This window comes from Carboxylicivirga agarovorans, assembly GCF_050589845.1.
GTDB lineage: Bacteria > Bacteroidota > Bacteroidia > Bacteroidales > Marinilabiliaceae > Carboxylicivirga > Carboxylicivirga agarovorans.
The window spans coordinates 16,091-30,398 of the sequence record NZ_JBNGPA010000022.1 but is presented as its reverse complement, the minus strand read 5'-3'; the positions used below and the strand labels follow the sequence as shown (position 1 = coordinate 30,398).

The 14,308-nt window shown below is 42.2% G+C and carries 7 protein-coding genes; all 7 read left to right on the top strand.

Annotated features, from left to right (window positions below; genetic code table 11):
* The first annotated feature begins 210 nt into the window (after positions 1–210).
* The 7 genes from ACRD69_RS17935 to ACRD69_RS17905 are packed head-to-tail and all read left to right on the top strand — an operon-like array spanning position 211 to position 14,298.
* Entirely contained in the window at positions 211–3,339 is a 3,129-nt protein-coding gene (locus ACRD69_RS17935) for a SusC/RagA family TonB-linked outer membrane protein (protein WP_430816506.1), read from the top strand.
* 48 nt (positions 3,340–3,387) lie between these two features.
* Positions 3,388–5,010, top strand: coding sequence for a RagB/SusD family nutrient uptake outer membrane protein (locus ACRD69_RS17930; protein WP_430816505.1), 1,623 nt, complete (start codon positions 3,388–3,390; stop codon positions 5,008–5,010).
* 29 nt (positions 5,011–5,039) lie between these two features.
* On the top strand, positions 5,040–7,457 hold the full coding sequence (locus ACRD69_RS17925) for a glycoside hydrolase family 3 N-terminal domain-containing protein (RefSeq protein WP_430816504.1): 2,418 nt from the start codon (positions 5,040–5,042) through the stop codon (positions 7,455–7,457).
* Positions 7,458–7,463: 6 nt separating this feature from the next.
* Positions 7,464–9,161, top strand: coding sequence for a glycoside hydrolase family 9 protein (locus ACRD69_RS17920; RefSeq protein ID WP_430816503.1), 1,698 nt, complete (start codon positions 7,464–7,466; stop codon positions 9,159–9,161).
* A gap of 4 nt (positions 9,162–9,165) precedes the next feature.
* On the top strand, positions 9,166–10,767 hold the full coding sequence (locus ACRD69_RS17915) for a sulfatase family protein (RefSeq protein WP_430816502.1): 1,602 nt from the start codon (positions 9,166–9,168) through the stop codon (positions 10,765–10,767).
* 28 nt (positions 10,768–10,795) lie between these two features.
* Positions 10,796–12,274: a sulfatase gene (locus tag ACRD69_RS17910; RefSeq protein ID WP_430816501.1), complete on the top strand. Its 1,479-nt coding sequence runs from the start codon at positions 10,796–10,798 to the stop codon at positions 12,272–12,274.
* A gap of 29 nt (positions 12,275–12,303) precedes the next feature.
* Entirely contained in the window at positions 12,304–14,298 is a 1,995-nt protein-coding gene (locus ACRD69_RS17905) for a sulfatase (protein ID WP_430816500.1), read from the top strand.
* The last annotated feature ends 10 nt before the right edge of the window (positions 14,299–14,308 follow it).

Genomic DNA, 14,308 nt, shown 5'->3' with positions numbered 1-14,308 from the left:
AGAGTTTTTTAGCTTCTGTAAGCAGACCTTTGAGTCCACGCTGTTATCTTATTCGAATCAAAATGCCACCCTTTGAGAACGATTTCTGTATCTTGCGTGCAGGCTAAGTCAATTAATATTGCTGTGTAATATTGATTTAAATCCAGGTCATGAAACAGGTATTTAATACATATGTACCAGTTTCAATCGACCGTAGAAAAATCTAAGCAGATGAAAAAATTACTTTTAGGCTTATTGGTCTTATTAATTTCTGTTGTTAGTTCGGCACAGGATGGTCGAACTGTAACGGGTAAAGTTACGGATGAATCTGGTGCCAGTTTACCGGGTGTATCTATAGCAATAAAAGGAACAACCATTGGTACCATTACTAATCTGGAGGGTGATTTCTCACTTAAAACGCAGTCGGATAGTGATGTATTGGTGTTTTCGTTTATTGGCTTCACAAGCCAGGAAGTCAGTACCAAGGGAAAAACTACACTTAAGGTAATATTAAGAGAGGATGTTACCGATTTGGACGAGGTTGTTGTTGTTGGGTATGGTGAAATGAGAAAGAGTGACCTGACGGGAAGTGTGGCCTCTGTATCATTTAAAAATGCCGGTGAAACCGGGATGCCTTCAGTCGATCAGTTGATCCAGGGTAGAGCAGCCGGTGTTTATGTAAAGAATTCTTCTGGTGTTCCGGGAGGAGCTGTTGACATTCAGGTACGTGGTAATGGCTCAATGTCAGGTAGTACACAGCCTCTATATGTAGTGGATGGAATGATCCTCGATACAGAGGGTGATGTGGCAGGAGCATCAAGTACAATTGGTATGACAGCCAGTAATCCATTCGCTTTCTTATCACCAGAGGATATTGAAAATATGGAAATCTTAAAGGATGCATCGGCCACAGCAATTTATGGAGCGCGTGGAGCGAATGGTGTTATTCTTATTACAACCAAAAAAGGTAAGAAGGGCAAGAAAGGAACGATTACCTATAGTAATAGTTTCAGCTATTCAGAAGTGAACAGGACATTGCCAATGATGGATGGTTACCAATATGCAGACTACATGAATGAAATGGATTCATTGGAGTGGGTTGCTGATGGTATGGCTGATGAGCTAAAATATACTTATCCTGATTCAGTGGAGATCAGACCCCGCGACTGGCAAGATGAGTATTTTGAGCCTGCATTCACTCAAAATCACCGTTTGTCTTTTTCCAAGGCTGATGAAAAATCAAATACCTTCTTCTCAATGGGATATTTGACTTCTGATGGTGTAATTAAAAGTACAGGCTTTACCAAGTATGATATGCGTTTGAATAATAACCGCATGATCACAGACAAGTTAAAGTTAACAACCAACTTTAATGCGGCACGCATTGAAAATGATATGACGGTTGGTACGGAGATATTAGGAGGTAACCGCTCGATGGTTGGTTCTATTGTATTTTCGCAGCCTCTGGAGAATGTTGCTTTAGATGATGAAGGTAATTTTGATCCGGATGAAATGTACAATTCACCAGATAACTGGTTGAATGATCACTCTGATAAAAGTGTTGAAAACCTGTTTGTTAGTAAGGTTGCTTTAAACTATGACCTGCATAAGAATATCAAGCTGGAAGGCCGTTTTGGTTCAGACTACAAAAACAAGACACGTACACGTTATTTCGGACGCGGTATTCGCAGAGGTGAAGAAGTAAATGGATTAGGGGAGAAGTATGGAACAGAGAGTTTTCACTGGGTAGCCGATCTGTTGATTAAGTTTAACTACAATTTCGATAAGCACCGTTTTAATGGTACGATCGGAGGAACGGCTGATCAAAAGATCTTAGATCGTTATAAGCTAACGTCTTCCTTCTTTATTGATGATTATTTAGAAGCTGGTGCCATGAATGGCGGTGCTGTGCAGGTTATCGACTATACAAGCAAACAAAACATAAAGTATCATTCTATGCTTTTTAGAATGAACTATAGCTACAAAGGTAAATTGAATTTGACAGCAACGGGTCGTCAGGATTATTCCAACAAGTTGGGTGAGGGCATGGAAGGTGCATTCTTCCCATCGTTCTCATCGGCTTACCGAATGAGTGAGGAGGGCTTTATCAAAAACCTGAATATATTCTCAAACCTGAAGATTCGAGCAGGATGGGGACAGGTAGGTAGTAGTAACGTACCGGCCTATGCGACCCGCAGTACATTTAATTTTGCTACCCAGCCTGATGAAAATGGTAATGCACAAAAAATATTAGTGCCGGGACGTCTGGGTAATCCGAACCTGACCTGGGAAACATCAGAACAGATTAACGTAGGTCTGGACTTAGGTTTCTTTGATCAGAAGTTAAACCTGACGGTTGATGCATACGATAAATACAGTAAAAATCAGTTACAACGAGTAACATTACCTGCATCGGCAGGTTATGCTTACCAATGGATTAACCTTGGTTCTGTTCAAAACAGAGGTGTTGAACTTAGCTTAAACGCAACGTTGGTACAAAACAGTAACTGGAACGTAAGTTTGGGTGGTAATTTCTCTCTTAACCGCAATGAAATCAAGGATATGGGAGGTGCAACCTACTTTGGAGAGCAGATCGGTAATAACGAAGAGATCAAAAATCCGGTTAACATCTTTAGAGAAGGAGAGGCTGTTGGTGTATTCTATGGATACCAGACAGATGGTATTATTCAGCAGGAGGATGTTGACAGCGGAGAGATGCCAACATACTATGGTGAAGAATTAGCCGCCGGTAACATTAAGTTTGTTGACCAGCTTACAGAAGATACAGACGGTGACGGTATTCCTGATGCAGCAGATGGAAACATAGACGACAAAGACCAGACCATTATAGGTGATCCTAATCCTGATTTTGTATACGGATTTAATGGTGCCGTTGATTACAAGGGTTTTAGCTTTAATTTCCTGTTCACAGGTGTTAAGGGAAGAGATGTATTTAATGCCAACTATGGACGTTCAAATAATTTCCATAACCCAAGTACAAACAAATTGGCAGATGCTTACCTGAATGCATGGAGAACTGATGCACCAAGTAATACACATCCTCGTCTCGATTATCAGAGCAATACCTTCTCAGCAGTTTACACTGACCGATGGGTGGAAGATGCTTCATTTTTGAAATTAAGTAACGTAACGGTTTCTTATACATGGACACCTGAAGTTAACTTTATTCAGAGCATAAAAGTATTCGCTACAGGAACCAATTTACTGACATTTACTGATTATTCTGGTTTTGATCCGGAAGTAGATGCCTTTAGAGGTAATCCACGCAAAGTAGGAATAGATATGAACTCATTCCCTGCTGTAAGGTCTTATGTTGGAGGTGTAAATATCATTTTTTAATGAGCTATTATGCAGTTGATTAATAATGAGAATTTAAAAAGTAAGCAAATGAAAAATTTTATATATATAATAATCGCTTTATTAACTTTTTCTTCTTGTGAGAATATGCTTGAAGAAGAGGTTTATGATACCAGAACTGTAGAAGATATTTATGCCACGCCCGAGTCAGCCAATGCAGTTGTGCTGGGTGTACTTAAATCGCTTGGATCATATAATTATTATAGTGCACAGATGCATCAGGTGCTTGGTTTTCACTCAGGATTAACGGGTAGAAGAACCGGTGCTAACTCAGCAAAGCCCCTGGCGCAAATGAAGGTGACACCAAGTACAGCATGGATTGATAAGACCTATGACGGAATGTTTGAATCTGTTGCTTCAGCTAATTTTGTAATTTCAACAACTGATTCTGTACCAGATAATGATATCGCCAAAAATGCCAGGGGAGTAGCTTTGTTCGCAAGAGCTGTCAGCTATTTTAACCTCGTGCGTATGTACGGCGGCGTTCCTATGATTCTGGAGCCTATATTGAGTGAAGAAGAGTCTCATGTTCCAAGAGCAAGCAAAGAGGTTGTTTATGATCAAATAGAGAAGGACTTAAACGAAGCCTGGGGCTTCTTATATGAAGATCAGCCTTTAAGTGTTATGCCTTCAAAGTGGGCCGCAAAAGCTTTTCTGGCTAAACTGTACCTGCGTAAAGCAAGTGAAAGCAATGCCAGTGCAGACTGGACAAAAGCTCGTGATTATGCTGTAGAAGTCATTACTTCCAACAAATATAGTTTGGTGCCAAACTATAAAGATCTGTTTGATTTAAGTAAAGAATTCTCAACCGAGTCAATATTTGAGCTGGCCTATGCTACCGTTCCTGATGGAGGATGTGCGTTCCCCAATATTAAAGGACCTCATTTGACAACCGAAGGAGCAGCTTTTGGCTCATGGGGACGTGTTATTGTGCTGAGAGCAGCCTATGATCGTATGTTGGCCGCGGTAGGTGGCGTTGAAGATGAGCGTATGAAACTGGGCGCTTTAACTAACTGGAACCGCACTAACGGTACCATCGCCATTTCATATCCTGTTAAAAAGGGTACCAAGATTGATGAAAAAGCAACCAGTTATTTGTTTTACCCTGGCATTAATAAATGGAATGATCCAGGTTCACTGAACCGTAATACGGCAGGTAATAACTTTATTATTTCGCGATTCGCGGAAATGTACCTGATAGCCGCAGAAGCTGAAAATGAACTAAATCCATTATCTCAAACTGCTATCGATTATTTAAATGAAGTTCGCGAGCGAAGCAGAAATAGTGGCAATACCGGCTTACCAATAGATTATACAACTGCTGATTTTACATCTCAGGATGAATTGCGTGATGCTATAATGGATGAACGCCTAGTGGAATTGGTAGGAGAGTTGCATACATGGTTTGATGTCAGAAGACGTGGCGTTGATTACCTGGCAAAGGTGTTCAATGAGCATAATGCCAACCTTGATTTTATTAAATCAGCTGAAGGACAGGATATTTATGGTAAAGGTATTTTTAAATCAGCCAATGATTTTTACTTTCCAACAGATGCGGCAAGTGTAGAGAGAAATCTTTTATTACCGATTCCATCAACTGTCATTCAGTCAAATAATGCCATTGGTGTCGAGGATCAAAATCCTGGTTATTAAGTAAGAGTTATCGCATTTTAATTGACATGTTGAGTGAACGCGAAGTGACAGTTGTTATTACTGTCACTTCAGCTCGCTCACACCTGTATGCCAAAGAACCCTTAACCTTAATACACAACAGTAAACGAACAACCATGTTAAAATCGTACCATATAATAGCCTGCTTATTAGTGTTATGGATAAGTGGCTGCCAGAATCAGATCAGTGAAAATACGGTTTATCTTGATGCGTCAGCACCTGTTCAGCAGCGGGTTTATGATCTGCTCTCACGCATGACCCTTGAAGAGAAAGTGGCACAGATGTGTCAGTATGTTGGTCTGGAACATATGCGCAAGGCTGAGCAGGACCTGAGTAAAGAAGAAATGGAGAAGAGTGACGCCCAGGGATTTTATCCTGATCTGCACTCTAGCGATGTTGAGGAATTGGTAACAAAGGGCTTAATTGGCTCTTTTCTTCATGTGGTAGATGTGAAAGAAGCCAATTATCTGCAAGCACTGGCACAAAAGAGTCGCCTGAAAATTCCTTTGCTTATTGGTATTGATGCCATTCATGGAACAGCTTTAGTGGATGGAGCAACTGTTTATCCCACACCCATTGGCTTAGCCAGTACCTGGGATACAGCATTGGTTAAAAAGATGTCGGTGGAAACCGCCAGAGAAATGCGTGCAACAGGTGCGGCATGGACCTTTACACCAAACGTTGATGTGGCTCGCGAAGCCCGATGGGGACGCGTTGGTGAAACATTTGGCGAGGATCCGTTTTTAGTGGCGGAAATGGGGGTTGCCATGATTGAAGGACTGCAAAATACAACACATCCGGATAGTTTTAATGTGATAGCCTGCGCCAAGCACCTGATAGCCGGAAGCGAATCGGTGAATGGCCTTAACGGTGCACCGACAGATTTGTCAGAAAGAACTATCCGTGAGGTGTTTTTACCACCTTATAAGGCTGCTGTGGATGCCGGTGTGTTTTCTGTTATGACCGCACATAATGAGTTAAATGGTATTGCATGCCACGCCGATGAGTGGATGATGACAGATGTGTTAAGAGGAGAATTGGGCTTTGAAGGTTTTATTGTGAGCGACTGGATGGATATTGAACGACTGGCTACCCGTCATTTTGTGGCGGAAAACCAAACTGAGGCTTGTTACCAAACGGTTAAAGCAGGAATGGATATGCACATGCATGGTCCTGACTTTCTGGAAGCAATAGTGCAGTTGGTTAAGGATGGTCGTTTATCAGAAAAGCGGATCGATGAAAGTGTGGAACGTCTGCTGGAAGCTAAATTCCGATTAGGCCTGTTTGAGAATCCCTTTGTAAATGAGCAGGAAACACCAGACATACTTTTCAATAAGGAGCATCAGAATACAGCCCTTGAAGCAGCGCAAAAATCAGTTGTGTTATTGAAGAATGAGCAATTATTGCCCCTTGAAAAAGGAAAGTATAAAAACATATTTGTTACCGGTCCCAATGCCAATAATGAAACTTTGTTGGGCGATTGGTCGGCCAAACAAACAGGTGAAAATATCATTACGGTATTAGAAGGCCTGAAAAATATTGACCAGGCAGCATCCTTCGATTTCTTCCCTGTAGGTAATAATCCTAAAGATGTGACCGTTGACCATGTTAAGCAAGCTAAGATACGTGCTTCAAAATCAGATTTAGCCATTGTCGTTGTGGGTGAAAATTCATTCCGCTGGGACTGGAGTAATAAAAACTGCGGTGAGAATTCAGGACGCTCAGATATTTCTTTGGCCGGATTACAGCAGGAACTGGTAGAAGCTGTTTATGCATCGGGAACACCTACCATCGTTATTTTGGTGAATGGCCGACCTTTAGCTACCGGTTGGATCGATGAACATATTCCCGCTGTTCTTGAGGCATGGGAGCCAGGCAGCTTTGGCGGTCAGGCAATAGCACAGATCTTATATGGGGAAGTGAACCCATCGGGTAAACTACCCATTTCAATACCTCGCAGTGTTGGCCATCAGTTGTGTATTTACAATCACAAACCAACACATTACTTCCACAAGTATGTTGATGACCTGTCAACACCATTGTATCCTTTTGGACATGGCCTGAGCTATTCAACCTTCGTATACCAGAACCTTGAACTGTCCAGAGAAAAAATAAGCGCCGATGAAGAATTAAAAGTGCGTGTAGAAGTAACCAATACTTCAATGACAGATGGCGAAGAGATCGTTCAGTTGTACCTGAATGATACCTATTGCCCTGTGACAAGACCGGTTAAAGAGTTAAAGGCATTTCGCCGTATCCATCTCAATGCCGGGGAAACACAACAGATCACCTTTACCGTGACACCTGAGATGCTCCAATACCTGGACAAAGATTTTAAACCTACGGTTGATCCCGGTGAGTTTATGGTGATGGTTGGAGGTTCATCTGAAACTAATCAATTACTAAGTATTCCATTTGTTGTAAAGTAGATCGTTATGCGAACAATTAACCATATAATTATCGTTTTAATGGCTTTGGTAATAATACCATCAGCCTGGGCTCAACAGCAGAATCAATTTGGCTATATGCCCAAGTCTGTGAAACGTGTATTCCTGACTCCTGATCATGCCGGTCAATCCTTTCAATTGCAAAATAATAAGGGAGACGAGGTGTTATCAGGAACAACAACAGTTGCCAAAGACTGGCCCCATTCGGGCACCACGGTTTGCTATGCTGAGTTTTCTGAATTAACAGCTCCCGGAGAGTACGAATTGATACTGGAAGGCAGCAAGGAAACTGTTTCGGTCAGTATCAATGCTGACAACTATAGTGAACTGGGCAATGCGCTTGTGAAATCATATTATATGGCACGTGTATCTGAACCGGTCAAAGAGCAATATGCAGGGATCTATGCCCGTCCTTTGGGTCATGCTGATGACAAGGTGATCATTCATGCTTCAGCGGCTAGCAAAGAGCGACCTGAAGGTACGATCATTTCATCGCCTGGAGGCTGGTACGATGCCGGGGACTATGGTAAATATATTGTTAATTCGGCCATTTCAACATACACCTTATTGCATTTGTGTGAGTCATTTCCAAAATATACGCAAGCGATCAACCTGAATATTCCTGAAAGTGGGAACGGAGCATCTGATGTGTTGAATGAAGCTATCATCAACCTTAAATGGATGCTGACTATGCAGGACCCCAACGATGGGGGAGTGTACCATAAACTAAGCAGTAAACGATTCTGTGGGATGGTTATGCCGCATAAAGATCCATTGGAGCGATATGTGGTTATGAAATCAACCGCGGCAACGCTTGACTTCGCTGCTACTATGGCCAAATCTTACAGGGTAATTAAACCGTTTGAAAGTGTTTATCCCGGTTTGGCTGATAAATGTTTGTCAGCTGCTGAATCAGCGTGGCAATGGAGCTTAAAGAACCCTGCAGTTTTGTATAAGCAACCTGGTGATATTCAGACAGGGCAGTACGATGATAAAAAGATAGATGATGAATGGTTTTGGGCAGCTACAGAGTTGTTTTTATCCACTGGACAAAAAGAGTACCGTCAGGCAGTCAGCTTCGAGGAACAAAGGTTTTCAGTTCCGCAATGGGCACGTGTCAATACGCTGGGTTTATACAGTTTGTTAAACGACACCGAAAAAGCCAAGGAATTAACTAAAAAGAGTGGGAAAGCTTTGTTAAAAATAGCAGATAAGCTTTACCGGGACTATGAAACATCGGCTTACCGAATCTCTATTACAAAGTTTCCTTGGGGAAGCAACAGTGAACTGGCCAATGAGGGCATGGTGTTTATTCATGCTTATCAGTTGACTGGAAATGAAAAATACCTGCATGCCGCAGATGCATGTATTGGATATATGCTGGGGGCTAATCCGCTTGGATATTCATTCGTAACAGGATTTGGAACAAAAACACCGATGCATGTGCACGACCGGCGTTGCAAGGCCGATGGTATTGAAGCACCTATACCTGGTTTATTAGCTGGTGGTCCATCTTTACAGGCACAGCAGGATTGTGGTAAAGACAACTATCCGTCAAGTTACCCTGCAATGAGTTACCTGGATGAAACATGCAGCTATTCGACAAATGAAATAGCTATTAACTGGAATGCATCGGCCAGCTTCCTGGTTTTAGGGCTGGATGCGATTTACCGATCAGAGAAATAGAACTATGAAGTTGATTAAATATACAAGCTTGATCTTATTGGCATGGCTGGCTGTTTTGTCAGTTAATGCGCAAAAGCAACAACCTAATATCATCTTTTTTATTGCTGATGATATGACGCGTGATATGTTTAATTTTTTACCTGAAGGGAAGGGGAAAAACCTGACACCCAATTTAGACATGCTGGCCAATGAAGGGGTCATCATGATGGGACAGCACGTGAGTGCTACCGTTTGTACGCCCAGCCGTTTCAATGTGTTAACAGGTAAATATGCCAGTCGCGCCACAAATCCTGACTTTCTCAAACAGGTAAAGAAAAACGATAATCAGCGTGTGGTTGAATGGAATACGCATATTATGCCCGGTGAAACCAATATGGCCGGTATACTGCAAAAGGAAGGTTATTTTACCGGTGCTGTTGGCAAGAACCATGTTTACGAAGTGGAAGGATGGAAAAAAGTACCCTTAACAGCAGATACTGCCGACAGCAAGGTGTTGAAACAGCAAAGGCTGAATTACAGGCTGACACAACAAGCATATTTGAAAAATGGCTATGACTATGCGGAAGGTTTGTATTATGAGAATCCGGATTTTAACGGGCCTATGAGCCTGGCTGTGCATAACCTGGATTGGTCTGCAGAAGCTGCCATTAACTTTATTGAGAAGACTGATGAGAAGCCTTTTTTCTTGTATTTCGCGACAACATTGCCACACGGACCAACAGCAGCCAATCGTTCATGGAAGGCAGATCGCCATATAATTCCAACGGGTACTCTGGATGAAGCACCTGATGTATTGCCACATCATTCGACCATTCCAAAACGTTTGAAAGCAGCCGGAATACCGATTAACAACAAAACAGCCAATATCCTGTGGATGGACGATGCTCTTGGTGCCCTTATCCAATCATTGAAAGAAAAGGGGAAATTTGATAATACCGTTATTTTCTTCTTTAACGATCATGGACAGTATGCCAAAGGTTCTGTATACCAGGGAGCAACTGCTAATCCTAGCGTGATATGGAAAAGCGGTGGCTTTAAAGTGGGGCACATTAGTGAGAAGCTGGTATCCAATGTTGACTTCTTACCAACAATTATTGATATGGTAAAAGCCAAAGCCGATAAGAAAGAGATGGACGGTCAAAGTTTTTTTAAGGAACTGGAAGGGAAAGATAGTAAAAAGCACGCCTCCATGTACTATGAGATTGGTTATGCGCGTGGCGTGAGGAAAGGAAAATACAAGTACATCGCATTAAGATACCCGCGATGGGTGAAAGATATTACCAATGAAGAACGGGCAGAAATATTAGACGCCTACAATAAAAGACTAGCCATCAGGGGTAAGGAGCCTAATAATACGGATCCAATGAAGCCTTTTGGCCACGTACAGATCATTCCGGGTGGCGGAGATGCGGAATTTCCTGCAACAAAACGCTATCCGGCTTATGCTGTTGCCGATCAGTTATATGATCTGGAAGCTGATCCGGGAGAGCAAAACAACCTGGCGGACGCCGACGAATACAAGGCTGTTCTGTTGGATATGCAGAACGAATTGAAGAAGCATATCAGGAATATTCCCGGAAGTTTTGGTGAGTTTAAGGATAACTAATTTTCATATAAGCATTTAAAAAAGCATAATGAGTTTTTCAGTATATAGAGTGGTTTTTTTGAGCATTTTGATCACCTTGCTAATAGCATGTAGCAAGGTGGTTGAAAAGCCCAATGTATTACTGTTGTACATGGATGATCTGCGTCCGGAACTCAATTGCTATGGGCAGTCGCATATTCACTCTCCAAATATTGATGCACTGGCATCGAGGGGAATTCTGTTCACTAATGCCTATTGTAATGTTGCTGTGTGCGGGGCTTCAAGAGCCAGTATGTTAACAGGCTTGCGTCCAACACAGCAGCGATTCAGAGATTATAAAACTTTTGTACAGGACGATGCCCCGGACGCACTGACTTTACCACAGCTTTTTAAGCAAAATGGATATACGACCATCTCCAATGGTAAGATCTATCATCACCTGGATGATCGTATGAGGGACTGGGATGAAGTATGGCGCCCCTATGCTTTTGAGACGAATCCTAAAGGTTTGAAACCAACCGACTGGTGGGAATCACTCTGGCGGGATTATCAGCTATACGAAAATGCTGAAGTATACAAAGCAACGAATCGCGGCCCTGCATATGAAAAGGCCAACGTGCCTGATTCTGCCTATATTGACGGTTTAATGACCCGGAAAGTAATGCGTGATTTGGAGCAATTGAAAAATGATGATCGGCCCTTCTTTCTTACGGCTGGTTTTATCAGTCCGCATTTGCCCTTTAATGCACCCGAAAGACATTGGGAAAACTATCAGCTTCAGTCGATAAAGGAACCAGCTAATAGCCATGCTTCAGATAGTGAGCCTGCAGCTTTGCAATTCCCGTCATACGAGCTGAGACAATATACCGGTATACCGCCTATTGGTGAACGTGTGGATGATGAAACAGCCCTTTCTCTTATCCATGGTTATTATGCTACTGTAAGCTACGTCGATGCTCTGGTCGGAAAGATCATAACAAAACTGAAGGATTTGGAACTGGATAGAAATACAATCGTGATCCTGGTTTCAGATCATGGTTATAACCTGCAGGAACACGGACAGTGGGGCAAGTGGACGTATCATCAGACATCAGCACAAGTGCCTTTGATTATTTCGTGCCCTGCCATCAAACGATCAGGTCGTACCGGTGCCCTGGTGGAGCTTGTCGATCTATATCCGACTCTAGTTGAACTTTGTGACTTAAGAGGTGGGCATGGAACCATCGACGGAGAAAGTATAGTTCCTTTAATGGAACAGTTAAGCAGGGCGGGAAAAGAACATGTTCTGATCAACAATAGAAATGCTTATACCATAAAGACATCAAGGTATAGTTATACCGAACTCCTTGATTCGAGGAATAATAAAGTTATTACACGTGCTCTGTATGACCATGCAGTCGATGGCAGGGAAGAGATGAATATTGCTGAGCAAGCCGCTTATGCCGGTATTGTCGATAGCCTGCATACAATTTTGCATAATGAGTACCAGGCTAATATAGCCCCGGTTAAGAACGGGGAGTTTAAGTAAGTTTAGGAATTATAGAAAACATTTGAGATATGAAAAAGTGGATGTCCATAATTATGCTAATGGTTGCTTTTTGCGTCAAAGCGCAGGAACGACCCAATATACTGTTTATTGCCATTGATGATATGAAGCCCTTAACAGGTAGCTATGGGGCTGATTTTATGGTGACACCACACATGGATGCCCTGGCCAATTCGGGCGTTATCTTTACCAATGCGCATTGTCAGCAAGCCGTTTGCGGCCCTTCACGCGCTAGTATTATGACAGGAATGCGCCCTGATTACACGGGTGTTTGGGATCTGAAAACACGAATGCGCGATGTTAATCCTGATATATTGGCCCTGCCGGAGTATTTTAAGAACAATGGGTACGAAACGGTAGCCGTTGGCAAAATTTATGACCCACGCTGTGTTGATAAGCAATATGATAAACCATCGTGGAGCATTCCTTACAGTAAAAGTTCAAAATATAACTACCCGGCCGAATATGGAGAGCCCGGCTTGTCGTACTACGCATTGGAGGATCGTAAGAAGATCGTTCATGAGCTGGAAGAAGAGGCCCGTCGTAAAAAAGTTAATGTGCATAAGTATGTGAGTGAGCGTTTTAAGCCTTCTGTGGAGATGGCTGATGTACCTGATGACGCCTATATCGATGGACAAATAGCCAATAATGCCGTGTCATACATTGAGCAGTTTGCTGACAAAAAAAACAAACCTTTCTTTTTGGCTGTTGGTTTTAAACGTCCGCACTTACCATTTGCCGCACCAACCACTTATTGGGATTTGTACGATCGTGATGAAATACAACTGGCCAAATACCCTCATCCGGTAAGAGATGGTGTGAAGCTGGCATACCATAATTCAGGTGAATTGCAAAGCTATACTGATATTCCTCCCTTAAGTTCGTTTACCGATATCAATACAATGCAGTTACCGGAATCAAAGCAGAAAGAATTAATACATGGCTATTATGCAGCCATCTCGTTCATTGATGCACAGGTTGGTAAGGTTATGGCAAAACTAAAGGAAACAGGGTTGGATAAGAACACTGTTGTTGTTGTCTGGGGCGACCATGGCTGGCATTTAGGTGATCACTCGATGTGGTGTAAACACTCTAATTTTGAACAGGCTACACGTGTGCCATTAATAATAACAGCACCGGGTTTTGATGCCGGTACTTACGCTCACCCTGCAGAGTTTGTTGATGTATTTCCAACCTTGTGTGAACTGTCAGGACTTGAGACTCCAGCGCATTTGCAAGGCATTAGCCTGGTATCTGCCATAGAAAATAACGATGAAATGGTCAAACCGGTGGCGGTCAGCCAGTTTAACAGAGGCAAGAAAAAGGGCTATTCGATCAGAAGTGATCGTTTCAGGTTAACATTATGGATGAATGATGGATGGAATACGACTATGCCATTGGGAACGAATACAATTGTGGCGGGTGAATTATACGATTATAAAAATGATCCGTACGAAACAAGTAACCTGTATGAGAAATCGAAGTATTTGACTGTTAAGAAGCAGATGTTGCAGATCTTCATTGATTTTGTTGTTCAGCAAAATGAGCAATGCAAAACATCCGGCAGTATCAATCAGCAATTGAACGCTAATTCTGTCAACAATCAATCCGTTATTGTTCTGGGTGAATCAATTGATGACAAATGGAAGCGCATCAGCCGTAATGGCGCAGATGCTGCTTTTAATATTTCAGGCAATACGCTGGAGGCAAAAGTTAGTGCCCTTGGCCAAAAGCCATGGGATTTGCAATTGGAGTATAAAGAAAAACTAAAGCTTCATAATGGTCAGTCCCTGAATATTACCATGGAATATAAAGGTCCTGAAATGAAAATAAACCTGAACACCTCAGACAATAAAAGGGCTACCCGAATTGTAAAAGCAAGTAAAAACCGTAAAACGCAAACAATAACCATTCCCATAGCAGATAATGGCGATTGGGCCCTTAAGTTAAATTTCATTAATAAAGGGGATTACGCTATATCGGACCTCAAGGTGCTTGTAAAATAAATGACATATA

Coding starts and splice junctions, on each gene's coding strand:
- ACRD69_RS17935 (WP_430816506.1), top strand. CDS start 211: ATGAAAAAATTACTTTTAGGCTTATTGGTCTTATTAATTTCTGTTGTT.
- ACRD69_RS17905 (WP_430816500.1), top strand. CDS start 12,304: ATGAAAAAGTGGATGTCCATAATTATGCTAATGGTTGCTTTTTGCGTC.
- ACRD69_RS17920 (WP_430816503.1), top strand. CDS start 7,464: ATGCGAACAATTAACCATATAATTATCGTTTTAATGGCTTTGGTAATA.
- ACRD69_RS17910 (WP_430816501.1), top strand. CDS start 10,796: ATGAGTTTTTCAGTATATAGAGTGGTTTTTTTGAGCATTTTGATCACC.
- ACRD69_RS17930 (WP_430816505.1), top strand. CDS start 3,388: ATGAAAAATTTTATATATATAATAATCGCTTTATTAACTTTTTCTTCT.
- ACRD69_RS17915 (WP_430816502.1), top strand. CDS start 9,166: ATGAAGTTGATTAAATATACAAGCTTGATCTTATTGGCATGGCTGGCT.